Origin of the sequence: Citrobacter sp. Cpo069, from assembly GCF_030332785.1 — a bacterium.
Classification (GTDB): domain Bacteria; phylum Pseudomonadota; class Gammaproteobacteria; order Enterobacterales; family Enterobacteriaceae; genus Citrobacter; species Citrobacter portucalensis.
On record NZ_JAOWHD010000051.1, the window covers coordinates 64,129 to 88,984 of the forward strand.

Genomic DNA, 24,856 nt, shown 5'->3' on the forward strand with positions numbered 1-24,856 from the left:
ACTGACTTCGGTTTTTTTATCCCTACCACGGTTGTCGCGGTAGTCAGCAATTAGCTGGCTTTGCGCTCATGCGCCTGACGGTAGGCCACCAGGTCTTCGATAGTCACTACAGCCATATTATGCTTACCGGCAAATTCGATGCACTCTGGCGCACGGGCCATGGTGCCGTCATCATTAGTCAGTTCGCACAGCACACCGGCTGGTTTAAACCCTGCCAGCGTCATCAGGTCGATGGTTGCTTCAGTATGACCACCGCGGGTCAACACGCCGCCAGCCTGAGCACGCAGCGGGAAAACGTGCCCCGGACGGTTAAGATCGGAAGGTTTTGCGCCATCCTTAATTGCCGCACGCACCGTTGTAACACGGTCTGCTGCGGAAACGCCGGTGGTTACGCCTTCTGCGGCTTCAATGGTCACGGTAAAACCGGTACCGTAAGCGCTGGTGTTATTTTCCACCATCATTGGCAGATCGAGCTGTTTGCGTCGGTCTTCAGTGATGCACAGGCAAACAATACCGCTACCGTGACGGATGGTCAGCGCCATCTGTTCTACGGTCATGGTTTCTGCCGGGAAAATCATATCGCCTTCGTTTTCACGGTCTTCGTCGTCAAGCACCATTACACCGCGTCCTTCACGCAGCGCAGACAGCGCATGTTCAACACGTTCGAAAGGCGTACCAAAAGAGGAAAGTAGCGTCTGATTCATGGTAAAAAAACCTCACTAAAATTATGGTTACCAGAATCAGGGCAGTCTTAGGAGTACCGTCTAAGCGGCAAAAAAATAACGTGAGCGGGTCCATGCCCGACTGGATCGTTACTCTCTCCCATCCGGACTCTAACCGTCGGCCCCGGAATTACACCGGATCTGCTGACCTTTTTGCCGTAACAAAAAGCGCTCGCGGGCTTTCAACATCAGTTGATTTACCGCCGGTGGGGAATTTCGCCCCGCCCTGAGAATAAGCGGGTTAACTATAACGCTATTGATTACCTTCATCAACGCCTTTACTCGTCTTAGCTTCACACAATTCTGGTTTATGCCTGTGCCAGTTCGCACTACAATAGGCAGCAACACGTACCAGTTCAGGGAAACCACAATGATTGACCCGAAAAAAATTGAGCAGATTGCTCGTCAGGTTCACGAGTCGATGCCGAAAGGGATCCGCGAGTTTGGCGAAGACGTCGAGAAGAAAATTCGTCAAACGCTGCAGTCACAGCTGACCCGTCTGGATCTGGTAAGCCGCGAAGAATTCGATGTACAGACTCAGGTTTTATTGCGCACGCGTGAAAAGCTGGCGCTGCTTGAGCAACGTCTGACTGAGCTTGAATCACGTGATAAAACGGCAGACGTTAAGCCTGCCCCCGCGATCCCGTCAGTTGATCCGCAAGAGTAAAAACGACAACGGGCCGCAAGGCCCGTTTTTCTGTTAGTGTTCCAGTTCTAGCTTCCTGGCTTCCGTCGCTTGCTGGCAGTACAGCGCATAGCGTTTGCAAAACCAGCTACGATGTTCTTCATCCATATTCCCGGTTATCGCCTGGATATCAATGGGATGGCCCTCAGCCTGCATCCTGGCAAAACTACGGGCCAGGAAATCGAAATTGTTCAGTGAATACATATTGCTGTTCATGAGCATACCCTCCAGTTATTGAATATCTGCTAAGGCCATATGCTTTTTCTAATTTCAGTATTTCCCTGGATACGAAGTTATTCTGTACATATTGTGCGCAAATCTACTGCGCGGGTTCACAGTTTCCGACAACTCTTCCTTATCGTACACAAGCGCCGCTGATTGACTCGCTGTTAAGTGAAATTGGATTGTCCAGCGGTTCGCTGTCAGCACTGGCCGAGCTGTTAAAATCAGTGGAAAGTAGCGCTGTGGCTCAAGAATAAAACGTAAAAATGCCGGATGGCAACGCTTACGCGTTTTATCCGGCCTACAATCTCGTAGGCCGGATAAGGTGTTTACACCGCCATCCGGCAAACTTTCCAGGTGTTACTTATCGCTGTCTTTCTGGATCTTCTTGATGATATTTGTCGTGGAGCAGCCATCTTCGAAGTTCAGCACCAGCACTTCACCGCCGTTCGCCCACACCTCTTCACTGCCCGCAATCTGCTCCGGCTTATAGTCGCCGCCTTTGACCAGTAGATCCGGCAGAATGCCAGCAATCAGACGCTGCGGCGTATCTTCTTCAAAAGAGACCACCCAGTCGACGGATTCCAGCGCGCCCAGTACGATCATACGCTGTTCCAGCGGGTTGACCGGACGAGTTTCACCTTTCAGACGTTTGGTCGAAGCATCGCTGTTGACCGCCACGATCAGGCGATCGCCCAGCTTGCGCGCATTCGCCAGATAGGAAACATGGCCCGCATGCAGGATGTCAAACACCCCGTTGGTCATTACCACTTTCTCGCCGCGCTTGCGGGCGCTGGCAACGGCCTGTTTCAGCTCAGATTCGCTCATCACGCCAAAACCAGTATCAGCCCGCCCGCGCACGGCGTTTTCCAGTTCAATCGGAGAAACAGTGGAGGTCCCCAGCTTACCAACGACAACACCGGCTGCGGCGTTAGCAAAATAGCACGCCTCTTCCAGTGAGTTACCCGCCGCCAGCGTCGCCGCCAGCACGCCGATAACCGTATCGCCTGCACCGGTCACGTCATACACTTCCTGCGCCTGCGTCGGCATATGCAGCGGCGATTTGCCCGGTTGCAGCAACGTCATCCCCTGCTCGGATCGCGTGATCAGCAGTGCGGAAAGGTCGAAATCAGCAATCACTTTCATGCCGCGTTCAACCAGTTCATCTTCGCTTTTGCACTTGCCCGCCACCGCTTCAAACTCAGACAGGTTCGGCGTCAGCAGCGTTGCGCCACGGTAGCGTTCAAAATCGGTTCCTTTCGGATCGATAAGCACCGGCACCCCAGCCTTACGCGCCAGAGCAATCATCTGCTGCACGCTTGCCAACGCGCCTTTGGCGTAGTCGGAGAGCACCAGAGCACCGATAGAACCCAGCGCCTGGTTAATACGCTCGTGCAGCGGCTGCGGATCCACACCTTCAAAACCTTCTTCGAAATCCAGGCGAATCAGCTGCTGATTGCGGGAAAGCACGCGCAGTTTGGTGATCGTCGGATGGGTCGGCACGGATACGAAATCGCATTTTACGTTTACATCCGTCAGCGTTTTGCTCAGCGCACGCGCCGCGTCGTCAATACCGGTCAGGCCCACCAGGCGCGAATTCGCTCCCAGAGAGGCAATGTTCATCGCCACGTTTGCTGCGCCACCGGGACGTTCTTCGATGGTATCCACTTTTACCACCGGAACAGGCGCTTCAGGTGAAATACGGCTGGTAGGACCGTACCAGTAGCGATCCAGCATCACATCACCGACAACCATGACTCCTGCACGTTCAAACTCTGGCAGAGTTACTTTCATTCCTGTCTCCTAAGAGATTCTCTGAGTGTCTTAAAATTTGCGCGCGATAATAGCACACTTCACTCGGCACCCAGCCACTTCTGCCAGCTGTCACGCACCAGCGTACGTTCAGCGTCGAAGTGCTCCGGCGCCACATGGCCCGGAAGTTCCTGCAATGCAAGATGGTGAAGTTCATCACGCAACGTCGTATAAGCTCGGGTAAGCGCCAACGCTTCCTGCTCGTCCATAATGTCGTTTTGCGCCAGTAATTCCAGAATGCGCACGTTATCCGACCAGCGCGTCAGCTTCGGTTTTTCATGCGCATAGCGCAGCACCAGATACTGCGTAATAAACTCAATGTCTGTGATGCCGCCTTCATCCGCTTTGATATCAAAACGATCGCGATGCTTATTGCCCAAATGGGCACGCATTTTCTCACGCATTTCGCGCACCTCGGTCTGCAAGGTTTTCCCATCGCGGACAAGGGTCATGATATCGCGACGAATCGCATCAAACTGAGAGGTTAACTGCGGGTCGCCGTACACTACACGAGCACGCACCAGCGCCTGATGCTCCCATGTCCAGGCTTCGTTACGCTGATAATCGGCGAAAGCATCAGCCGATGTCACCAGCATTCCCGCCGCCCCTGACGGACGCAAACGCGCATCCACTTCGTACAAAATACCGGACGAAGTACGGGTACTGAAGAGGTGCATAATGCGCTGCGCCAGACGCAGATAGAACTGTCGCCCGTCAATCTCACGCTCACCGTCCGTCATCACGTCCATCGGACAGTCATGCAGGAAGATCAAATCGAGATCCGAGCTGTAACCCAGTTCCCAGCCGCCCAGCTTGCCATAACCGACGACGGCAAAGCCACGCCCTTCGCGTTCGCCAAGATGAGTGGGTTGACCGTAGCGCGCGACCATCTGCGTCCACGCCTGCTGGACTACCGCATCAATAATAGCTTCCGCCAGCCAGGTTAAATGGTCGCTCACCTTCATCACCGGCAGCGTACCGGCGATATCAGCCGCAGCAATACGCAGTAGCTGCGTTTGCTTAAACTGGCGCAGAGCCTCAAGTTGCTGCTCTTCGTCATCTTCCGGCACGCGCAGCAAATACTGGCGCAGCTCATCACGGTAAGCATCCGTCGCGGTGGGTTGATACAGGGTGTTCGGATCCAGCAGTTCATCGAGCAACAGCGGATACCGCGCCAGCTGGCTGGCGACCATCGGCGAGGCCGCACAGAGCGAAATCAGATGCTTCAGCGCCCCGGGGAATTCGCTCAGCAGTTCCAGATAGGTCGTACGGGTAACAATCCCCACCAGCAGAGGGGTAATGCGCGATAGCGGGACTGAGGCGTCGTCACGCGTACAGACATCGCTCAGCAGATGCGGCATTAAATGATCCAGCACCTGGCGTCCGCGTGGACCAATGGTGCGTTTATCCAGCTCTTTGCGGAAATCAGCAATCAGAGACAGCACGCGCCGGCGATCGTCATCCGCCAGATGCGTCAGCACCGGCGTGGTGTCATCTTCCTGTAATGCATCCTGCCACAGTTCGCGCCACTGTTCTGAAAGCGACTCTTCCTGAGTTTCGGCCTCGTCATCGCCAATCAGCTCGTTAAATACCCGGCGCACGTTGTCCATATGATTGGCCAGCACATCAGTTAATTGCTGCCAGTCATCAACGTTCATCCCCCACGCCAGCCGCGCGCGATTCAGTTCATCGCCTGGCAGCGTTTGGGTCTGTTCATCATTGATGCTTTGCAGCAGGTTTTCCAGGCGGCGTAAATAGAGATAGGCTGCTCGCAGTTGTTCCGTATCGGTATCAGACAGCAGGTGCAGCGCATTGATGGCACTCAGCGTCGGTAACAGCGAGCGGGATTGCAGCGACGGTTCACGCCCGCCGCGAATCAGCTGGAATACCTGTACGATAAATTCGATTTCACGAATACCGCCCGCCCCCAGCTTGATGTTGTCTTTCAGGCCACGGCGGCGCACTTCTCGGGCAATCATCCCTTTCATGTTACGCAGCGACTGGATCACGCTGAAATCAATATAGCGACGGAAAACAAAAGGCCGCAGCATGGCACGAAGCTCGCTGACATAAGTGCCGTCGGCATCGCCCATAATGCGGGCTTTGACCATCGCATAGCGTTCCCAGTCGCGCCCTTGCTCCTGGTAATAATCCTCAAGCGCAGAGAAGCTCAGTACCAACGGACCGCTGTCGCCAAACGGGCGTAAACGCATATCCACCCGATAGACAAACCCATCCATTGTGGGCTGATCTAATACCTTGATGAGCCGCTGGCCCAAACGGGTAAAGAACTGGGCGTTATCCAGCTCGCGGCGCCCGCCCTGCGTACTGCCGTGCTCAGGCCAGGCAAAAATCAGGTCGATATCGGAGGAAAAATTCAGCTCGCCGCCGCCCAGTTTCCCCATGCCTAAAATCAGCAGCGGCTGCGCCACACCTTCAGGATTACAGGGCGTACCCCATTCGCGACAGCAGGTGGCGTATAACCAGTCACGCGCGGCGACGATCAACGTTTCAGCCAGATGGCTTAGCTGCTGCAAAATACTCTCTTCGGTCACCAGCGACAGCGTCTGTGCCCAGGCGATACGCACCATAATGCGACGGCGAAACAGGCGTAACTCACGCATCAGCGTGTTTTCATCACTAACGTCAGCCAATGTTTGCTGTAACCAGTCGGCATAGTGTTGCCATTCATCCGCCAGGGGTGGGGTGCTTTCCAGCTCAGCCAGCCATTCAGGATGGGCAATAATGCTGTCACGGACAAAATCACTGAATGTAAGTACTGACTTCGCCTGAACGCTAAGCGAGGACTCAGATATTGCTGCTGGCAGCCGCTCAACAACGGTCGGCCAGTACTGCTGTAACGGTGAAGAGAGCTGCTTCATTTACGGGTTATCCTTTGAATGGTGCCGGATGGCGGCGTTTAGCCTTATCAGGCCTACATGACAGTTACACACATCGCGTAGGCCTGATAAGCGCAGCGCCATCAGGCATCCCGGCCTCGGCCCTGATTATCGTTTTCCGCTGTGCAGCCAGAACGGTTCCAGCGCGATTGCCTCGTTGCGGAAGTGTTCAATTTCAATATATTGGTTGGCCGCAATGGCGTGGCGCAAACCCTGCCAGTTGGCGATCCATTCTGATGCGACATTTTCGTCGTAGTATCCCGCCAGCATCAGCATGCTATCAATGTTGCGCGTCAAACGAGGAAGCTGATCGGCGTACTGATCGCCCAGCGGCTGCGCAAAAGCGGTTTTCAGCTCAGCGGCATGGCGTGAAAGATGGGTATCAGAGAAACGCTTAAAGGAGTCGGCAATTTTTCCCTGCGCCTTCGCATCAAGGAACGGCTGCCATCCTTTGGTCACCAGCCATTCGGTCAGCGCCAGCTTGGCCATTGCCGTTTGCGTGCTGTAAACCGCCGATACAGCAGAAACGTCCGACGAAATGATCGCTTCCGACTGGGTCAACAAATCACGTAAGTGAGCGCTCGCTTTTCGCGGCACATTACCGCCAAACAGCATCAGAATGTGACGCACCAGGCCCATAGCCGCCAGCACCTCGGCTTTCGCCCCTTTAACGCCGCGCACCCACAGCTCTTCATGGTACTGCCACTGTGATAATGCCAGCTCCAGCGCCGCTTCCAGCCCCTGCTCAATACTCGCTTTCGCCGGAACTTTCAAAATGCGTGTCGGTTTGAGTTCGCGCGGCGCATTCCCCTGAGCAAGGTGATAACCGCGCGCTGCTTTGCTCAAGCTACCCTGGCGTAAACCGGTTTGCGAAACCAGCTGGTTTGCCAGCTTCAGTACCGCACGGGTATCGCCGCTTAGCAGTTCAAGTTCAAGCTCACAGATAGGTTCTGCAAACTCGCCCGCTTTCACCTCCCCCAGATCGAGGGCCATTTCAATCCGGCTGCCATCAACATCAACCAACCATTTCTCACGGTAAAAATCGGTGCTGAACAACGGCTGCACTTGAGAAGCAAGTTCAGCGGGCAGCTCGCCATCAGGCCAGACTTCCGTTGGGAGCATGGTGAGGTCCAGCTCAGGCGCGTTTAGCGCAACGTTATATTCCGGCCGCTGGTGCAGTCCGCCCGTCACGCGTCCGGCAATTTTCATGGTCATTTCGTAATGACCATTTTCACCGCGAATACGCAGCCCCATATCGTGACCACGCAACCACGCATCCGGTGTTTCGTAGTAGATATTCAGCAACTGGCTGGGCGCATGGTGCTCTCCCCCCAGCGTATTCAGACGTTCACGTAGCGCATCTACAGCATCACTATTGACGATAAATTTTAATTCGATTTCCTGGGCCATGGTCTTGTACTTATGGGTTATGTCACAGTTGAGAAAACTGACTGCGAACTAAGTTCGTTCTTTATGGTCAGTAGATAGTATTTTGCGCCAAATTGCCATGCAACGAGCAATTTGACGGGCGTAAAAGTTTCGAGTGGTGGCAAAAAGGACACAGATGATTCCGATTGATGTCGAATGCTTTGCGTAGAGACACTGATGCCACTACTATCGTTCCACTTTCTATGACAATAACGACAGCCTGATGCCAAAATTACGCCTGATTGGATTAACTTTACTCGCACTTAGCGCCACTGCAGTCTCTCATGCCGAAGAAAAGCGCTATGTCTCTGACGAACTGAACACCTGGGTCCGCAGCGGTCCGGGAGATAATTATCGCCTCGTGGGTACGGTTAACGCCGGCGAGGAAGTCACGCTATTACAGACCGATGCCAACACTAACTACGGCCAGGTGAAAGACAGCACCGGACGTACCGCCTGGATCCCACTGAAAGAGCTGAACAGTACGCCGAGCCTGCGTACCCGCGTTCCCGACCTGGAAAACCAGGTTAAGACCTTGACCGATAAGCTCAATAATATCAATACCACGTGGAATCAGCGCACCGCTGATATGCAGCAAAAGGTAGCGCAAAGCGACAGCGTGATCGACGGGCTGAAACAAGAAAACCAGAAGCTGAAAAACGAGCTTATCGTGGCGCAAAAGAAGGTCAGCGCAGCCAACCTTCAGCTTGATGACAAACAGCGCACCATCATCATGCAGTGGTTTATGTACGGTGGCGGCGTGTTGGGTCTTGGTCTGCTGCTCGGCCTGGTTCTGCCACACATGATCCCAAGCCGTAAACGCAAAGATCGCTGGATGAACTGAATCGCCTTCTCCGCCACACTGACATATGATTAAGGGATCATAGTTTTCAAAAGGAAAGTGGCGTGAAGATTTATCTGGTCGGTGGTGCTGTTCGGGATGCGTTATTAGGGCTACCGATTAAAGATAAAGATTGGGTTGTTGTTGGCGCCACGCCGCAAGAGATGCTCGACGCGGGCTACCAGCAGGTAGGCCGCGATTTTCCCGTGTTTCTGCATCCGCAAACCCGTGAAGAGTATGCGCTGGCGCGTACCGAACGTAAGTCAGGCTCGGGGTATACCGGATTCACCTGCTATGCCGCCGCAGATGTGACGCTGGAGGCCGATCTTCAGCGTCGTGACCTGACCATCAACGCAATCGCCCGCGATGACGACGGGGAGATTATCGACCCGTATAACGGACGCGACGATCTGGAAAACCGTCTGCTGCGCCATGTTTCATCTGCCTTTAGCGAAGATCCGCTGCGCGTACTGCGCGTGGCACGCTTTGCTGCCCGCTACGCACATCTCGGTTTTCGGATTGCTGACGAAACCATGACGCTAATGCGTGACATGACCGCCGCTGGTGAACTGGAGCATCTGACACCAGAGCGGGTGTGGAAAGAAACCGAAGGCGCATTAACCACCCGTAACCCACAGGTATTTTTCCAGGTCCTGCGCGACTGCGACGCACTGCGCGTCCTGTTTCCGGAAGTGGATGCTTTGTTTGGCGTTCCTGCTCCCGCGCAGTGGCATCCGGAAATCGACACCGGCATTCACACGCTGATGACGCTGTCGATGGCAGCCATGTTAAGTCCGGAGGTCGACGTGCGTTTTGCTACGCTGTGCCACGATCTTGGCAAGGCATTGACGCCTAAAGCGCTGTGGCCGCGCCATCACGGCCACGGTCCGGCAGGTGTTAAGCTTGTCGAACAACTGTGCCAGCGCCTGCGCGTGCCGAATGACATCCGTGATTTAGCCAAACTGGTTTCCGAGTTCCACGACCTCATTCATACCTTCCCGATCCTGCAGCCGAAAACCATCGTTAAGCTGTTTGATTCCATCGATGCCTGGCGCAAACCGCAGCGCGTGGAGCAAATCGCCCTCACCAGCGAGGCCGATGTGCGTGGGCGAACCGGTTTTGAAGCGGCAGATTATCCGCAAGGCAGACTGTTGCGCGAAGCCTGGCAGGTTGCGCAGGCGGTGCCAACGAAAGACGTGGTTGAAGCTGGATTCAAAGGTCAGGCAATTCGTGAAGAACTGACCCGGCGTCGCATCGCGGCGGTAGCCAGTTGGAAGGAGCAGCGTTGCCCGAAAGCGTAGACACTGCGTTGCCGGATGCGCTGTACTTATCCGATCTACAGGTTCGAAACGGATATAACCCGTAGGCCGGATAAGGCAGAACGCCGCCATCCGGCACCACGGTAAGTCATCAGAAGAACACGACGTAAACGGCAGCCGCCACAATAAAGCGGTAAATCGCAAACGGAATGAACGAGATGCGTTTAATCAGTTGCAGGAAGGTTTTGATCGCCACCAGCGCCACGATAAACGCCGTCACAAATCCGACTGCAAACATCGGGATATCTGATGCGCTAAGGAAAGACCAGCTCTTGTAGAGATCCAGCGCCGTCGCGCCCATCATCATCGGCACGGCCAACAGGAAGGAGAATTCCGAGGCCGCGTAACGACTCACGCCCATCAGCATGCCGCCAGAAATCGTCGCCCCGGAGCGAGAAAAACCCGGCCACAGCGCCAGACACTGGAAACAGCCAATCATAAACGCCTGGCGATAGGTCATATCATCCAGACCCGGCGCACGCGGTTCTTTCGGCTTCAGGCATTCTGCGGCAATCAGCAGTACACCACCCACCACCAGCGCATACATCACGTTGATCGGGTTAAACAGCGATTTGATGGTGTCGTGGAAGATTAGTCCCAGTACCACGGCTGGAATCATCCCCAACAGGATATGTCCCAACGTCAGTCGACCTTTGCCAGTGCCTTCATGCGGAGCCTTGCCGAAGTGAATACCGATCAGGCCAAACAGACGTCGCCAGAACATCACCACAACGGCCAGGATAGAACCTAACTGGATAACCACTTCGAATGTTTTCGCAGTGTCACCCTCAAAACCCAATAAGTGGCCAACAATAATCATATGGCCGGTACTGGAAACGGGTAAAAATTCCGTCAATCCTTCGACCACACCCAAAATTGCCGCCACCAGCAGCGAGTGCATATCACTCATTAATAAACCCCTAGATAGAGAAACCACGGCAAAAAAGAGCCGACGAAAGGCCCCTTTTATACCCGTTTGTTTTAGAAATTATTAAATTAATTATTTTCTTTCAGATTATTGCCACGCTCAATGATAACCCCGACGTTCGCCGCACGGGCTACCGCGCCAGGTTTACTGAGTTTGATCCGTACCCAAGGAGAATTAAAGCGGCTAAGCAGCAGATCCGCCACCTCTTCCGCAACCCGTTCTACCAGTGCAAAGCGCCCACCTTCCACATGATTAACAACCGTTTGAGCAATATCAGCATAGCTCAGGCAATCAGCCACATCATCGCTTTTAGCCGATTTGCGGTTATCCCATGCCATTTCGATATCGAACACCAACCGTTGTTCGATCGTTTGTTCCCAGTCGTAAACACCAATAGTGGTGATTACAGAAAGTTGCTCTATAAATACAATATCCATCACGACCTGCCTGCTTTTTGGCTAACCCGGATACCACTTCCGGCGAAATATGCGTATTATCCACAGAAGTAGCGTTTTACACGACATTTTCAAAACGGAACAGCTTATGAGTGCAATCGCGCCTGGAATGATTATCTTCGCGTACCTCTGTGGCTCAATTTCCAGTGCTATTCTGGTATGCCGCCTTGCTGGATTGCCGGACCCGCGCAACAGCGGCTCTGGGAATCCGGGCGCGACAAACGTGCTGCGCATCGGTGGCAAGGGAGCCGCCGTCGCGGTACTGATTTTCGACGTCCTGAAAGGTATGTTACCCGTCTGGGGTGCCTATGCGCTAGGCGTCAGCCCCTTCTGGCTGGGATTGATTGCAATCGCCGCCTGTCTGGGCCACATTTGGCCGGTGTTCTTCGGCTTTAAAGGTGGGAAAGGCGTTGCCACAGCCTTTGGGGCGATTGCGCCGATTGGTTGGGACTTAACTGGCGTGATGGCAGGGACCTGGCTGCTGACCGTCCTGTTGAGCGGCTACTCGTCGTTAGGCGCTATCGTCAGCGCGCTGATCGCCCCTTTTTACGTCTGGTGGTTCAATCCCCAGTTCACTTTCCCGGTGTCCATGCTATCGTGCTTAATTCTGCTTCGTCACCATGACAACATTCAGCGTCTGTGGCGTCGTCAGGAGCCGAAGATCTGGACCAAACTGAAGAAAAAACGCGAACGAGACCCCGAGTGAATTTATTGTCGGATAGCGACGCAACGGCGTCTTATCCGGCGTGGGGGATGTGATACCCCTCCACCGGTTTGCCTAATCGGTTCTGACACCACGTCGCCAGAAATTCCACGCACACGCGCAGCTTCACGCTGCGATACAGCGGCTCCTGATAAACCGCCCAGATATTGGCGCTCTGCGCATAGTCCGGCAGCACACGCACCAGTTCACCGCTGGCCAGAAACGGCTGCACATCCCATTCAGAACGCAGCATGATCCCTTTTCCCTGTAGCGCCCACTGCAACACAATCTCACCGCTGTTAGAGGAAAGATGTCCCGCCACCTTGACCGACTTTTTCTCCTGACCATTGTCCAGTTCCCACACCCCGTGAGTCATATCGCGTTCTTTGGTGACCAGACAATCATGACGACTTAATTCCTGTAACGTCATCGGCTCACCGTATTTTTGTAAATACGGTGGGGCCGCACACAATATTCTTTTGTTTTTCGTTAACAAATGCGCAATATAATAATCCGGTATCTCGTCATTAATACGAATATCCAAATCGATATTATCCTGCGCCAAATCAATTTGCCGATCGTAAAGCTCAAAATGCACCTGTAATTCAGGGTAGCTATGCATCAATTCAGTAATTGCCGGCGCAATATAACTGCGCCCAAAGCCAAAACTACAGCCGATACGAATCATCCCTGCCGGGCGCGTTTTGAGTTGCGTGACGTCATCGACCAGATGCTGATAGCCCGCGAGGATCGCCTGCGCATGTTCATAGCAACGTTGACCACTTTCCGTGAGCGCTACACCACGCGCAGAGCGGCTTAGCAGCGTCGTCCCAAGCGTGGACTCTAGGATCTGAATGCGTTTTGTCACAAACGCCGGCGTTTGCCCCAGCGTCGCGGCGGCGGCGCTGAAGCTGCCGCTATGCACAATTTCAACCAACACCTGCAGGTCTTTCGCCAGGGGATACGTGTTCAGCATGATCGGTCTATCCGTAATGTTGTTCACCGCAGTGTAATTCTCTCATGCGTCTTAAACCCTGCCTTTGCGCAATTTTTATTGCCTTATCCGGACATCATTCACGAACTGTTAATTAGATATTCACAGTGGCAAATAATATTAACCCACATTTTTAGTGGTAGTTTGTGGCGGAGAATTTATTTCCAGATAAATAAAAGAACTGGAGTTAACAAGATGAGCAATCAAAATAACCAAAATGCGATAAATACGCTGACGAACATTGTCGCTGATTTTACCGCCATGATTTCTACCCGCATGCCCGATGACGTCGTGGATAAATTAAAACAGCTGCGTGAAGGCGAAACCTCGCCGATGGGTAAAATCATCTACCACACCATGTTTGACAACATGCAGAAGGCTATCGACCTGAACCGCCCAGCCTGTCAGGACACCGGCGAGATTATGTTCTTCGTGAAGGTCGGTTCCCGTTTTCCGCTCCTCGGCGAACTGCAAAGCATTCTGAAGCAGGCCGTTGAAGACGCCACGGTAAAAGCGCCGCTGCGCCATAACGCGGTCGAGATTTTTGACGAAGTGAATACCGGCAAAAATACAGGTACCGGTGTGCCGTGGGTCACCTGGGACATCATCCCTGATAACGATGACGCGGAAATCGAAGTCTACATGGCAGGCGGCGGCTGTACGCTACCGGGACGCTCGAAAGTGTTAATGCCTTCTGAGGGCTACGAAGGTGTGGTGAAATTTGTTTTTGAAAATATCTCCACGCTGGCAGTCAACGCCTGTCCGCCGGTGCTGGTGGGCGTAGGTATTGCCACCTCCGTAGAAACCGCCGCCGTTCTTTCTCGTAAAGCGGTGCTGCGCCCTATCGGCTCACGTCATCCGAATCCGAAAGCGGCCGAACTGGAACTGCGTCTGGAAGAAGGACTTAACCGTCTGGGCATTGGTCCGCAAGGATTGACCGGTAATAGCTCGGTGATGGGCGTGCATATCGAATCCGCCGCGCGCCACCCGTCGACTATCGGCGTTGCCGTCTCTACCGGCTGCTGGGCCCACCGTCGCGGCACGCTGTTGGTTCATGCTGACCTCTCCTTCGAAAACCTGTCTCACACCCGGAGCGCGTTATGAAAAAGATCCTCACAACCCCGATCAAAGCAGAAGATCTGGCAGACATTCGCGTTGGCGATGTCATTTACCTGACCGGTACGCTGGTGACCTGCCGTGACGTTTGCCACCGCCGCCTGATCGAACTGAAGCGCCCGATTCCTTATGACCTGAACGGCAAAGCCATTTTCCACGCGGGCCCGATCGTACGTAAGAACGGTGAAAAATGGGAAATGGTTTCCGTCGGCCCAACCACCAGCATGCGTATGGAAGCGTTTGAGAAAGACTTTATCGAACAGACTGGCGTCAAACTGGTGGTCGGCAAGGGCGGCATGGGACCGCTGACGGAAGAAGGCTGCAAGCAGTTTAAAGCGCTGCACGTCATCTTCCCGGCAGGCTGCGCAGTCGTGGCGGCAACCCAGGTTGAGGAGATCGAAGAGGTGCACTGGACGGAACTCGGCATGCCGGAGTCCCTGTGGGTGTGTCGGGTAAAAGAGTTCGGCCCGCTGATCGTTTCCATCGATACCCACGGCAATAACCTGATCGCTGAAAACAAAAAGCTGTTCGCTGAACGTCGCGACCCTATCGTCGATGAAATCTGTGAGCACGTGCATTACATCAAATAACCCTCCCGGAGAGGCGCTACGCCTCTCCCCTTTCGTAGGGATACAACAATGGCACCTTTAGCTGGTTGGTGGCGATACCTGGCTCCGCTGGTGGTCATCGCCATTATTGCTGTTCTACCCGTCCCCACCGGTCTTGAGAGCCACACCTGGCTCTATTTTGCCGTCTTTACCGGTGTGATTGTCGGGCTTATTCTGGAACCTGTACCGGGCGCGGTAGTGGCGATGATTGGCATTTCGATCATCGCCGTCCTTTCTCCGTGGCTGCTGTTCAGCCCGGAGCAACTCGCGCAGGACGGTTTTAAATTTACCGCCAAATCGCTGTCGTGGGCGGTATCTGGCTTTTCAAACTCGGTCATCTGGCTGATCTTCGCGGCCTTTATGTTTGGCACGGGCTATGAGAAAACCGGACTCGGTCGGCGAATCGCGCTGATGCTGGTGAAAAAGATGGGGCATAGGACGCTGTTTCTCGGCTATGCGGTGATGTTCTCCGAACTTATCCTCGCTCCCGTCACACCTTCCAACTCCGCCCGTGGGGCCGGAATAATCTACCCGATTATCCGCAACCTGCCGCCGCTGTATAACTCACAACCCAATAGCGCCAGTTCACGCTCTATTGGCTCGTACATCATGTGGATGGGCATTGTCGCTGACTGCGTTACCAGCGCCATTTTCTTAACGGCAATGGCGCCGAACCTGCTGTTGATCGGTCTGATGAAAGGCGCATCCCACACCGCGCTGAGCTGGGGTGACTGGTTCTTAGGCATGCTGCCGCTGAGCATTTTACTGGTGCTGATCGTGCCGTGGCTGGCGTACGTGTTATATCCACCGGAGCTGAAATCCGGCGATCAGGTTCCACGCTGGGCGGATACTGAACTAAAAGCGATGGGACCGCTCTGCGCTCGCGAGAAAAAGATGCTGGTGCTGATGGTCGGCGCGCTGGTGCTGTGGATCTTCGGCGGCGATTATATTGACGCCGCGATGGTCGGATACAGCGTGGTGGCGTTGATGCTGGTACTGCGCATCATTAGCTGGGATGACATCGTCAGCAATAAAGCCGCATGGAACGTCTTTTTCTGGCTGGCCTCGCTGATCACGCTGGCCACCGGGCTCAATAACACCGGTTTTATTACCTGGTTCGGCAAGCTGCTGGCAAACGGGCTGAGCGGTTATTCCCCGATGATGGTGATGGTAGCACTGATCGTGGTGTTCTATCTGCTGCGTTACTTCTTTGCCAGCGCCACAGCCTATACCTCCGCCCTCGCACCGATGATGATTGCCGCCGCGCTGGCGATGCCGGAAATCCCGCTACCGGTCTTCTGCCTGATGGTCGGCGCCGCTATTGGTCTGGGCAGCATTCTGACCCCGTACGCCACCGGCCCTAGCCCTATCTACTACGGCAGCGGCTATTTACCAACGGTAGATTACTGGCGACTCGGTGCTATTTTTGGCCTGATTTTCCTCGTGCTACTGGTGATTACCGGTCTGGTCTGGATGCCCCTCGTTTTACTGTAAAACCCTGGTGGGGCGGCGTATTGTCGCCCCTTTATCCATAAGCTTCTCATATGATCGATTTCCCGACGCGCTGAGGCATACTTTTTTGTATGCAAACACCCTCATGCTGATAGGGGAAACGCTCTGGACACGGTTGCGCACGAGACACTCACACGGGGCTGGCAGGCCGAACTGGATCTGCATTTTACCTGCACCGGGCACAAAACGGTGCTCGCCTCGGCGCGTCATCATGGTCCATTGACGGTTCAACGCCCGTTTTACCCGGAAGAGGACGTTTGCCATCTCTATTTGCTTCATCCACCGGCGGGGATCGTCGGCGGGGATGAGCTCCATATCGCCGTAACGCTCGACGAAAACAGCCACGCGTTAATCACCCAGCCTGGCGCGGGAAAGTTTTACCGCAGCCGTGGACCGCAGGCATTGCTGCGCCAGCATTTTACCCTCGCACCCCACGCGACGCTGGAGTGGCTGCCGCAGGATACGATCCTCTTTCCCGGCGCCAACGCCGCTATTCAGACCGTCTTTCATCTGACATCCGCAAGCCGCCTGCTGGCCTGGGATCTGCTGTGTCTTGGCCGACCGGTTATGCAGGAGACCTTCAGTTACGGCACGCTGCAAAACCGCCAGGAAGTATGGCGAGATGGGCAGCCACTGCTGATAGAACGCTTGCAGTTGCAGGAGGGGAATCTGAGCGGCGTCGCACATCATCCCTGGGTCGGCACGTTGCTGTGTTATCCGGCCAGCGAACATATGCTCGAGGGCACGCGGGAGCGGCTTACGGCGCTTGGCGATTACGCCGGGGCAACGCTTAACGATTCGCTGCTGACAATCCGTTTTCTTGCTAGCGACAACCTGGTTGTCCAGCGCGTTATGCGCGACATCTGGCAATTTCTGCGCCCGCTGCTGACACACAAAGCGCCCGTACTCCCGCGAATCTGGCAAACCTAAGAGAACCCTTATGGAACTGACTCCCAGAGAAAAAGACAAGCTGTTGCTATTTACCGCCGCGCTGGTGGCGGAACGTCGCCTGGCCCGCGGGCTGAAGCTGAACTACCCGGAATCGGTGGCGCTAATTAGCGCTTTCATCATGGAAGGGGCGCGGGACGGGCAAACCGTGGCCGCGCTGATGGAAGACGGGCGTCACGTCCTACGCCGCGATCAGGTGATGGAAGGCGTACCGGAGATGATCCCGGATATTCAGGTTGAAGCCACATTTCCGGACGGATCGAAGCTGGTCACTGTCCACAATCCGATCGTCTAAGGAGCAGCAATGATCCCAGGTGAATATCAGATCGCAAAAGGCAATATTGCGCTTAATCAAGGGCGGGAGATCTGCACGATCGTGGTGGAAAATCATGGCGACAGACCCATCCAGGTGGGATCGCACTATCACTTTTACGAAGTGAACCCAGCGCTGCGCTTTGACAGGCTGGCTGCACGCGGTTTTCGTCTGAACATTGCTGCGGGCACTGCGGTGCGTTTTGAGCCAGGACAAAAACGCGAAGTCGAACTGGTGCGCGTTGCTGGTGCACAAAGGATCGTGGGTTTTCGCAGCGAAGTGATGGGCGCACTGGAGGCAGATAATGAGTGACATTTCCCGGCAGGCGTACGCCGACATGTTTGGCCCAACCACCGGCGATAAAGTGCGCCTGGCGGATACCGACCTGTGGATCGAGGTGGAACAAGACTTCACCACCTACGGCGAAGAGGTCAAATTCGGCGGCGGAAAAGTGATCCGCGACGGCATGGGCCAGGGACAAATGCGCGCCGATGCATGCGTGGATCTGGTGATAACCAACGCGCTGATCGTCGATCACTGGGGGATCGTGAAAGCGGATATCGGCATCAAAAACGGCAGGATCTTCGCCATCGGCAAAGCAGGTAATCCCGATATTCAACCCAACGTCACGATCCCGATAGGCGTGGGAACTGAAGTCATCGCTGGAGAAGGTAAGATCGTCACCGCGGGCGGCGTGGATACGCATATTCACTGGATTTGCCCACAGCAGGCGCAGGAGGCGCTGGTTTCTGGCGTGACGACGATGATCGGCGGCGGCACCGGTCCGGCAGCAGGCACTCACGCCACCACCTGCACGCCGGGCCCGTGGTATATCGCGCGCATGCTGCAGGCGGCAGACACGTTACCGGTTAACATCGGTTTGCTGGGCAAAGGCAATGGCTCAAACCCAGACGCCTTGCGCGAGCAAATCAGCGCGGGCGCAATTGGCCTGAAAATCCATGAAGACTGGGGCGCCACGCCTGCCGCTATCGACTGCGCGCTAACCGTGGCCGACGAAATGGACATCCAGGTCGCGCTGCACAGCGACACGCTCAACGAGTCCGGTTTCGTTGAAGATACGCTGGCGGCGATTGGCGATCGCACCATTCATACTTTTCACACTGAAGGCGCGGGCGGCGGCCATGCGCCGGATATCATCACCGCCTGCGCGCATCCGAATATTCTGCCCTCTTCCACGAATCCGACGCTGCCCTATACCGTCAACACTATCGACGAGCATCTCGACATGCTGATGGTTTGCCACCACCTCGATCCGGATATCGCCGAAGACGTGGCCTTTGCCGAATCCCGCATTCGCCGGGAAACAATCGCTGCCGAAGATGTGCTGCATGACATTGGCGCGTTTTCCCTGACCTCGTCCGATTCACAGGCGATGGGGCGCGTTGGCGAAGTGATCCTGCGTACCTGGCAGGTGGCGCACCGCATGAAGGTTCAGCGTGGCCCGTTGGCAGAAGAAACCGGTGACAACGACAACCTGCGCGTTAAACGCTACGTCGCCAAATACACCATCAACCCGGCATTAACCCACGGTATCGCCCATGAAGTCGGCTCCGTTGAGCCTGGCAAACTGGCCGATCTGGTGCTGTGGTCGCCCGCCTTTTTTGGCGTAAAACCGGCGACGATCGTCAAGGGCGGGATGATTGCCTGCGCGCCAATGGGCGATATCAACGCCTCGATCCCCACCCCGCAGCCGGTGCATTACCGCATGATGTTCGGCGCGCTTGGCGCGGCGCGGCACCACACCCGGCTGACCTTTATTTCGCAGGCCGCTGACGCGCAAAACATCCCGCAGCAGCTCAATCTGCAAAGCGCTATCGCCGTCGTCAAAGGCTGTCGGACGGTGAAAAAGGTCGACATGATCCACAACGGCCTGCAACCCAATATCACCGTCGATGCTCAGACTTACGAGGTGCGTATTGATGGCGAACTTATCACCAGCGAACCGGCAGATGTTTTGCCGATGGCGCAACGCTATTTTCTGTTTTGAGGAGTGACGATGATCTATCTGACCCAACGCCTTGACCACGCTCACCGCGTTACTGCAAGCGTCACGCTGCCCATTGATGTCCGGGTAAAAAGTCGCGCCAGGGTAGCACTGAACGACGGTCGCGAAGCCGGGCTAATGCTACCCCGTGGTTTGCTGCTGCGCGGTGGCGATCTGCTAAGTACCGAAGATGGCAGCGAAGTGATCGAAGTGATCGCCGCACCGGAGTCGGTTTCCGTGGTGCGCTGCACCGATCCTTTCCTGCTCGCCAAAGCCTGTTATCACCTCGGTAATCGCCACGTTCCGCTGCAAATCCTGCCGGATGAACTGCGTTACCATCACGATCATGTGCTGGACGACATGCTGCGCCAGTTCAACCTTGAGGTGACGTTCGCCCAGTTGCCGTTTGAACCTGAAGCAGGCGCTTATGCCAGTGAATCACACGGGCATCACCATGGTCATGCGCACTGATGCATAACAGCCAACAGCTACGTCTGATGCAGCTCGCCAGCAGCGCGCTCCCGGTAGGGTCATTTACCTGGTCCCAGGGTCTGGAGTGGGCGGTGGAAATCGGCTGGGTGAAAAGCGTCGATGACTTCTCTGCCTGGCAAATCCAGCAGATGGAGCAGAACTTTTTTACCGTTGACCTACCGCTGCTGGCGAGACTGTATCGCGCCTGCGAGCTGGACGATCTCGACGCAGCACGCCGCTGGAGCGCTTACCTGCTGGCCTGTCGCGAAACCCGCGAACTGCGGGATGAAGAACGCAGTCGGGGTGCGGCGTTTACGCGGCTGGTCACCGACTGGGAGTCGGATTGCTCGCGAGAATGGCGCACCCTCTTTGTCGACAGCCAACTCTGCGGCATGGCCTGGCTGGGCGTGCGCTGGAAAATTCCGCTGACGGAGCTGGCGTTAAGCCTCGGCTACAGCTGGATTGAGAGCGCTGTCATGGCTGGCGTCAAGCTGGTTCCTTTTGGACAACAGGCGGCCCAGCGTTTGATTATTGCGCTCTGCGATCGCTATGCGCAGGGTTTGGCACAGGCGCTGACGTGTCCTGACACCAGCCTCGGCTCCGCAACGCCGTTGGCCGCTATCGCGTCTGCCCGGCATGAAACCCAATATTCCCGATTATTCCGCTCCTGAGGAGAAAAAATGAGTAACTACAAGCATCCCCTGCGTGTGGGCGTTGGCGGCCCGGTCGGCTCGGGCAAAACGGCGCTGCTGGAAGCGTTATGCAAAGCCATGCGCAGCAGCTATCAGTTGGCGGTGGTGACCAACGATATCTACACCAAAGAAGATCAGCGCATTCTCACCGAGGCGGGCGCACTGGAGCCAGATAGGATCGTCGGCGTGGAAACCGGTGGCTGCCCGCATACCGCCATCCGCGAAGATGCGTCGATGAATCTGGCCGCCGTAGAAGCGCTGAGCGAGAAATTCGGCAATCTGGATCTGATTTTTGTGGAAAGCGGCGGCGATAACCTGAGCGCCACCTTCAGCCCGGAACTCGCGGATCTGACGATCTATGTGATCGATGTTGCTGAAGGCGAGAAGATCCCGCGTAAAGGTGGTCCGGGGATCACCAAATCCGATTTTCTGGTGATCAATAAAACCGATCTGGCCCCTTACGTCGGCGCATCGCTGGAGGTGATGGAGCGCGATACCTTGCGCATGCGCGGCGAGCGTCCATGGACGTTTAGTAATTTAAAATCTGGAGAAGGCCTGGAAAAAATTATCGCGTTTCTGGAAGAGAAAGGAATGTTGCGGATGTAGTGAGAGCTATCGCCGGGCGGCGGATTCGCCTGACCCGGCCTACGGTTTTGTAAGCCCGGTAAACGCAGCTCTACCGGGCAAAAAAACTTATGCTGCCGGTAATTCCGCCAGCGGCCAGCGTGGACGCACGGTCACGCCAAGATCCGCCGTTGCACCCGCTTTAAAGCGCACCATGCCCGCGTAGGCGATCATCGCCCCGTTATCGGTACAAAATTCCGGACGCGCGTAAAACACTTCGCCACGACGTTTTTGCATCATCTCAGCCAGCTTTGCGCGCAGCGTACGGTTCGCACTCACGCCTCCCGCCATCACCAGACGTTTAAAACCGGTTTGATCCAGCGCGCGTTTGCACTTGATCATCAGCGTATCAACTACCGCGTCTTCAAACGCACGGGCGATATCAGCGCGGGTCTGATCGTCATTTTCGTTATTACGAATGGTATTCGCAGCGAAGGTTTTCAGACCTGAGAAGCTGAAATCCAGCCCCGGACGGTCAGTCATCGGACGCGGGAAGACAAAACGTTTTTCAACGCCTTGTGATGCCAGCTTTGACAGCATTGGGCCACCAGGATAATCCAGCCCCAGCAGCTTGGCGGTTTTGTCAAACGCTTCACCGGCAGCATCATCAATCGATTCGCCCAGCAATTCATACTGACCGATACCGGTGACGCTGATCAGCTGCGTGTGGCCGCCGGAAACCAGCAGCGCGACGAACGGGAATGCAGGGGGATTATCTTCCAGCATTGGCGCCAGCAGATGCCCTTCCATGTGGTGCACAGGAATTGCCGGTACGCCCCAGGCGAACGCCAGCGAACGTCCTACGGTTGCGCCAACCAGCAGCGCACCAACCAGACCAGGACCTGCGGTATACGCCACCGCATCGATCTCTTTTGCCGTCAGTCCCGCTTCTTTCAGCGCGGCCTGGATCAACGGTACGGTTTTACGTACGTGATCGCGCGAGGCCAGTTCAGGCACTACGCCGCCGTAGTCAGCATGTAATTTCACCTGACTATACAATTGGTTGGCTAAAAGACCTTTTTCATCGTCGTAAATGGCGATGCCGGTTTCATCGCAGGATGTTTCAATACCCAGTACACGCATGACTTGTTTTACCTCGCTCTATTACCGCGCAGTGTAGGACCAATGCGGGTTGATGTAAAACTTTGTTCGCCCCAGGAGTTTCGCTCGTGTATACTCCTTGTCCTTATAAAAGTCCCTTTCAAAATCGCGTCGGTGCTTTACAAAGCAGCAGCAATTGCAGTAAAATTCCGCACCATTTTGAAATAAGCTGGCGTTGATGCCAGCGGCAAACCGAATTTATTAAAGGTGAGAGTTACATGCCGGTAATTAAAGTACGTGAAAACGAGCCGTTCGACGTAGCATTGCGTCGCTTCAAGCGTTCATGCGAAAAAGCAGGTGTTCTGGCGGAAGTTCGTCGTCGTGAGTTCTATGAAAAACCGACTACCGAACGTAAGCGCGCTAAAGCTTCTGCTGTGAAACGTCACGCGAAGAAACTGGCTCGCGAAAACGCACGCCGTACTCGTCTGTACTAATCCATTGAGAGCCAAAGCTCTCAATTCAGACTGAGTTGTAGTTGTAAGGCCGTGCTTCCGGAAGGAATGCGCGGCTTATTTTCGTTTATACACGTCATCATTCAAGCTGCCTCAGTGTTGGCTGCAGTCGCTCACCCCAGTCACGTACTGCTGTACGCTCCTGAGGATTCGCTTCCTTGCCGCCTTGATGCATCCTGAATGATTTTGTGTATATGAGTCATCAAAAAACAGGGGCTTATGGCTGGACGAATTCCTCGCGTTTTTATCAATGACCTGCTGGCAAGAACCGACATCGTCGATCTCATCGACGCGCGGGTAAAGCTGAAAAAGCAGGGCAAAAATTATCACGCGTGCTGTCCGTTCCATAACGAAAAAACCCCCTCTTTCACCGTAAACGGTGAAAAACAGTTTTATCACTGCTTTGGGTGTGGCGCGCATGGCAACGCCGTCGACTTTCTCATGAACTACGACAAGCTCGAGTTTGTAGAAACCGTCGAAGAACTGGCCGCAATGCACAACCTCGAAGTGCCCTATGAAGCAGGCAGTGGCCCCAGTCAGATAGAGCGCCATCAACGGCAAAGCCTTTATCAATTGATGGACGGCCTGAACACTTTTTATCAACAGTCTTTGATGCAGCCCGCCGCTACCCCTGCGCGCCAGTACCTGGAAAAGCGAGGATTAAGTAGCGACGTTATCACCCGTTTTGCTATTGGTTTTGCGCCCCCCGGCTGGGACAACGTCCTGAAACGGTTTGGCGGCAATGCTGAGAATCGCAAATCGCTGGTCGATGCGGGGATGTTGGTCACCAACGATCAGGGACGCAGTTACGATCGCTTCCGCGAACGGGTGATGTTCCCCATTCGCGACAAACGTGGTCGGGTCATTGGTTTTGGTGGACGCGTGCTGGGCGATGCCCTGCCGAAATATCTGAACTCCCCGGAAACCGATATTTTCCATAAAGGCCGCCAGCTGTATGGCCTTTATGAAGCCCAGCAGGATAACGCCGATCCACAGCGCCTGTTAGTGGTAGAAGGCTATATGGATGTGGTGGCGCTGGCGCAATACGGCATTAACTACGCCGTGGCATCCCTAGGGACGTCAACTACTGCCGATCACATCCAACTGTTGTTCCGCGCGACGAACAACGTAATTTGCTGTTACGACGGCGACCGTGCCGGACGCGACGCAGCATGGCGCGCACTGGAAACCGCACTGCCCTATATGACAGACGGACGCCAGCTACGCTTCATGTTTTTACCTGACGGCGAAGACCCCGATACGCTGGTGCGTAAAGAAGGGAAAGAGGCCTTTGAAGCCCGGATGGAGCAGGCGCTGCCGCTCTCCGCGTTTTTATTTAACAGCCTGCTGCCGCAGGTGGATTTGAGTACCCCGGACGGACGCGCACAGCTCAGTACGCTGGCATTACCTCTGATTACTCAGGTACCAGGCGAAACGTTGCGCATTTACTTGCGACAGGAGTTGGGGAACAAGCTCGGCATTCTGGATGACAGCCAGCTTGAACGTTTAATGCCTAAACTGGCAGAAAATGGGGCTTCCCGCCCTGTTCCACAGCTAAAACGTACGACCATGCGTATACTTATAGGGCTGCTGGTACAGAACCCGGGCCTCGCCCCGCTGGTTCCACCGTTAGGCGCACTGGATAGTAATAAGCTGCCTGGACTTGGCTTATTCAGAGAACTGGTCAACACTTGTCTGGCTCAGCCAGGTCTGACCACCGGGCAACTTTTAGAACACTATCGTGGCACAAATGATGCTGCGACCCTTGAAAAACTGTCGATGTGGGACGATATAGCAGATAAAGATATCGCGGAAAAAACCTTCACCGACTCACTCAACCATATGTTTGATTCGATGCTTGAACTGCGCCAGGAAGAGTTGATAGCTCGTGAGCGCACACACGGTTTAAGCAGCGAAGAACGCCGGGAACTCTGGACACTTAACCAGGAACTGGCCAAGAAATAACAGAAAGACAAAAGTATTTAACGGCTTAACTGCCGAATAT

The 24,856-nt window shown here is 54.9% G+C and carries 25 protein-coding genes, 1 pseudogene and 1 riboswitch; of the genes and pseudogenes, 17 read left to right on the forward strand and 9 right to left on the reverse strand.

Annotated features, from left to right (window positions below; all coding sequences use genetic code 11):
• Window positions 1-50: 50 nt before the first annotated feature.
• Window positions 51-704: a 3,4-dihydroxy-2-butanone-4-phosphate synthase gene (ribB, locus tag OGY08_RS13110; RefSeq protein ID WP_003828424.1), complete on the reverse strand. Its 654-nt coding sequence runs from the start codon at window positions 702-704 to the stop codon at window positions 51-53.
• A gap of 106 nt (window positions 705-810) precedes the next feature.
• Window positions 811-960: riboswitch (FMN riboswitch) on the reverse strand.
• A gap of 132 nt (window positions 961-1,092) precedes the next feature.
• Here ribB and ubiK point away from each other — a divergent pair.
• Window positions 1,093-1,389, forward strand: coding sequence for a ubiquinone biosynthesis accessory factor UbiK (gene ubiK / locus OGY08_RS13115; protein WP_020996337.1), 297 nt, complete (start codon window positions 1,093-1,095; stop codon window positions 1,387-1,389).
• A gap of 33 nt (window positions 1,390-1,422) precedes the next feature.
• On the opposite strand, the gene glgS is transcribed toward ubiK, so the two are convergent.
• On the reverse strand, window positions 1,423-1,629 hold the full coding sequence (gene glgS, locus OGY08_RS13120; RefSeq protein ID WP_008785836.1) for a cell surface composition regulator GlgS: 207 nt from the start codon (window positions 1,627-1,629) through the stop codon (window positions 1,423-1,425).
• 128 nt (window positions 1,630-1,757) lie between these two features.
• Here glgS and OGY08_RS13125 point away from each other — a divergent pair.
• Window positions 1,758-1,886 (forward strand): annotated as a pseudogene (locus tag OGY08_RS13125) (hypothetical protein); the annotation flags it as partial.
• A gap of 103 nt (window positions 1,887-1,989) precedes the next feature.
• On the opposite strand, the gene hldE reads toward OGY08_RS13125, so the two are convergent.
• The 3 genes from hldE to OGY08_RS13140 form a co-directional block, all read right to left on the reverse strand.
• Window positions 1,990-3,423, reverse strand: coding sequence for a bifunctional D-glycero-beta-D-manno-heptose-7-phosphate kinase/D-glycero-beta-D-manno-heptose 1-phosphate adenylyltransferase HldE (hldE, locus tag OGY08_RS13130; protein WP_003828429.1), 1,434 nt, complete (start codon window positions 3,421-3,423; stop codon window positions 1,990-1,992).
• A 59-nt stretch (window positions 3,424-3,482) separates the two neighbouring features.
• Window positions 3,483-6,323 (reverse strand): bifunctional [glutamate--ammonia ligase]-adenylyl-L-tyrosine phosphorylase/[glutamate--ammonia-ligase] adenylyltransferase, encoded by a 2,841-nt coding sequence (gene glnE / locus OGY08_RS13135; RefSeq protein ID WP_057067202.1) that lies wholly within the window; start codon window positions 6,321-6,323, stop codon window positions 3,483-3,485.
• A gap of 126 nt (window positions 6,324-6,449) precedes the next feature.
• The gene (locus OGY08_RS13140; RefSeq protein WP_125362888.1) at window positions 6,450-7,751 is read right to left on the reverse strand and encodes a CYTH domain-containing protein; all 1,302 of its coding nucleotides are present in this window, start codon (window positions 7,749-7,751) and stop codon (window positions 6,450-6,452) included.
• 241 nt (window positions 7,752-7,992) lie between these two features.
• Between OGY08_RS13140 and OGY08_RS13145 the strand changes: the two genes are divergently transcribed.
• Both OGY08_RS13145 and OGY08_RS13150 read left to right on the forward strand, forming a co-directional pair.
• Complete coding sequence (locus OGY08_RS13145; RefSeq protein ID WP_286565899.1) at window positions 7,993-8,613, forward strand: TIGR04211 family SH3 domain-containing protein; 621 nt, start codon at window positions 7,993-7,995, stop codon at window positions 8,611-8,613.
• Window positions 8,614-8,675: 62 nt separating this feature from the next.
• Window positions 8,676-9,911, forward strand: coding sequence for a multifunctional CCA addition/repair protein (locus OGY08_RS13150; protein WP_032945041.1), 1,236 nt, complete (start codon window positions 8,676-8,678; stop codon window positions 9,909-9,911).
• Between the two features lie 109 nt (window positions 9,912-10,020).
• Here OGY08_RS13150 and bacA read toward each other — a convergent pair whose 3' ends face one another.
• Window positions 10,021-10,839, reverse strand: a complete 819-nt coding sequence (bacA, locus tag OGY08_RS13155) for an undecaprenyl-diphosphate phosphatase (protein WP_003828439.1) — start codon at window positions 10,837-10,839, stop codon at window positions 10,021-10,023.
• Window positions 10,840-10,925: 86 nt separating this feature from the next.
• Window positions 10,926-11,294: a bifunctional dihydroneopterin aldolase/7,8-dihydroneopterin epimerase gene (folB, locus tag OGY08_RS13160; RefSeq protein ID WP_003024659.1), complete on the reverse strand. Its 369-nt coding sequence runs from the start codon at window positions 11,292-11,294 to the stop codon at window positions 10,926-10,928.
• 106 nt (window positions 11,295-11,400) lie between these two features.
• Here folB and plsY point away from each other — a divergent pair, with 106 nt between their 5' ends.
• The gene (gene plsY / locus OGY08_RS13165) at window positions 11,401-12,018 is read left to right on the forward strand and encodes a glycerol-3-phosphate 1-O-acyltransferase PlsY (protein WP_125362887.1); all 618 of its coding nucleotides are present in this window, start codon (window positions 11,401-11,403) and stop codon (window positions 12,016-12,018) included.
• Between the two features lie 31 nt (window positions 12,019-12,049).
• Here plsY and ttdR read toward each other — a convergent pair whose 3' ends face one another.
• Complete coding sequence (ttdR, locus tag OGY08_RS13170) at window positions 12,050-12,991, reverse strand: L-tartrate utilization transcriptional activator TtdR (RefSeq protein WP_032945042.1); 942 nt, start codon at window positions 12,989-12,991, stop codon at window positions 12,050-12,052.
• A gap of 213 nt (window positions 12,992-13,204) precedes the next feature.
• Here ttdR and ttdA point away from each other — a divergent pair, with 213 nt between their 5' ends.
• The 10 genes from ttdA to ureG all read left to right on the forward strand — a co-directional run bounded on the left by ttdA (window position 13,205) and on the right by ureG (window position 21,280).
• A complete protein-coding gene (gene ttdA, locus OGY08_RS13175; protein ID WP_003828445.1) occupies window positions 13,205-14,113 on the forward strand; it encodes a L(+)-tartrate dehydratase subunit alpha in 909 nt (302 codons plus the stop codon).
• Window positions 14,110-14,715 carry a L(+)-tartrate dehydratase subunit beta gene (ttdB, locus tag OGY08_RS13180; protein ID WP_003828447.1) on the forward strand — a complete coding sequence of 202 codons (606 nt, stop codon included), beginning with the start codon at window positions 14,110-14,112 and terminating at the stop codon, window positions 14,713-14,715. Before ttdA ends, ttdB begins: the two co-directional genes overlap by 4 nt.
• Window positions 14,716-14,763: 48 nt before the next feature.
• Window positions 14,764-16,227 carry an anion permease gene (locus OGY08_RS13185; RefSeq protein WP_008785842.1) on the forward strand — a complete coding sequence of 488 codons (1,464 nt, stop codon included), beginning with the start codon at window positions 14,764-14,766 and terminating at the stop codon, window positions 16,225-16,227.
• A gap of 123 nt (window positions 16,228-16,350) precedes the next feature.
• Window positions 16,351-17,175: an urease accessory protein UreD gene (locus OGY08_RS13190; protein WP_008785843.1), complete on the forward strand. Its 825-nt coding sequence runs from the start codon at window positions 16,351-16,353 to the stop codon at window positions 17,173-17,175.
• 10 nt (window positions 17,176-17,185) lie between these two features.
• Window positions 17,186-17,488, forward strand: coding sequence for an urease subunit gamma (locus tag OGY08_RS13195; RefSeq protein ID WP_003024678.1), 303 nt, complete (start codon window positions 17,186-17,188; stop codon window positions 17,486-17,488).
• A 9-nt stretch (window positions 17,489-17,497) separates the two neighbouring features.
• On the forward strand, window positions 17,498-17,818 hold the full coding sequence (locus OGY08_RS13200; RefSeq protein WP_003828455.1) for an urease subunit beta: 321 nt from the start codon (window positions 17,498-17,500) through the stop codon (window positions 17,816-17,818).
• Window positions 17,811-19,514, forward strand: coding sequence for an urease subunit alpha (ureC, locus tag OGY08_RS13205; protein ID WP_048215519.1), 1,704 nt, complete (start codon window positions 17,811-17,813; stop codon window positions 19,512-19,514). Before OGY08_RS13200 ends, ureC begins: the two co-directional genes overlap by 8 nt.
• Window positions 19,515-19,523: 9 nt before the next feature.
• Complete coding sequence (gene ureE / locus OGY08_RS13210) at window positions 19,524-19,982, forward strand: urease accessory protein UreE (protein ID WP_057067195.1); 459 nt, start codon at window positions 19,524-19,526, stop codon at window positions 19,980-19,982.
• Window positions 19,982-20,653, forward strand: coding sequence for an urease accessory protein UreF (locus OGY08_RS13215; RefSeq protein WP_003828461.1), 672 nt, complete (start codon window positions 19,982-19,984; stop codon window positions 20,651-20,653). The genes ureE and OGY08_RS13215 overlap by 1 nt, the downstream gene beginning before the upstream one ends.
• A gap of 9 nt (window positions 20,654-20,662) precedes the next feature.
• Window positions 20,663-21,280 carry an urease accessory protein UreG gene (gene ureG, locus OGY08_RS13220; protein ID WP_003838095.1) on the forward strand — a complete coding sequence of 206 codons (618 nt, stop codon included), beginning with the start codon at window positions 20,663-20,665 and terminating at the stop codon, window positions 21,278-21,280.
• Between the two features lie 87 nt (window positions 21,281-21,367).
• On the opposite strand, the gene tsaD is transcribed toward ureG, so the two are convergent.
• Entirely contained in the window at window positions 21,368-22,381 is a 1,014-nt protein-coding gene (gene tsaD / locus OGY08_RS13225; protein WP_003024694.1) for a tRNA (adenosine(37)-N6)-threonylcarbamoyltransferase complex transferase subunit TsaD, read from the reverse strand.
• Window positions 22,382-22,617: 236 nt separating this feature from the next.
• Here tsaD and rpsU point away from each other — a divergent pair, with 236 nt between their 5' ends.
• Together rpsU and dnaG are read left to right on the forward strand one after the other, a co-directional pair.
• A complete protein-coding gene (gene rpsU / locus OGY08_RS13230) occupies window positions 22,618-22,833 on the forward strand; it encodes a 30S ribosomal protein S21 (RefSeq protein ID WP_001144069.1) in 216 nt (71 codons plus the stop codon).
• 237 nt (window positions 22,834-23,070) lie between these two features.
• Entirely contained in the window at window positions 23,071-24,816 is a 1,746-nt protein-coding gene (gene dnaG / locus OGY08_RS13235; protein ID WP_003828467.1) for a DNA primase, read from the forward strand.
• The last annotated feature ends 40 nt before the right edge of the window (window positions 24,817-24,856 follow it).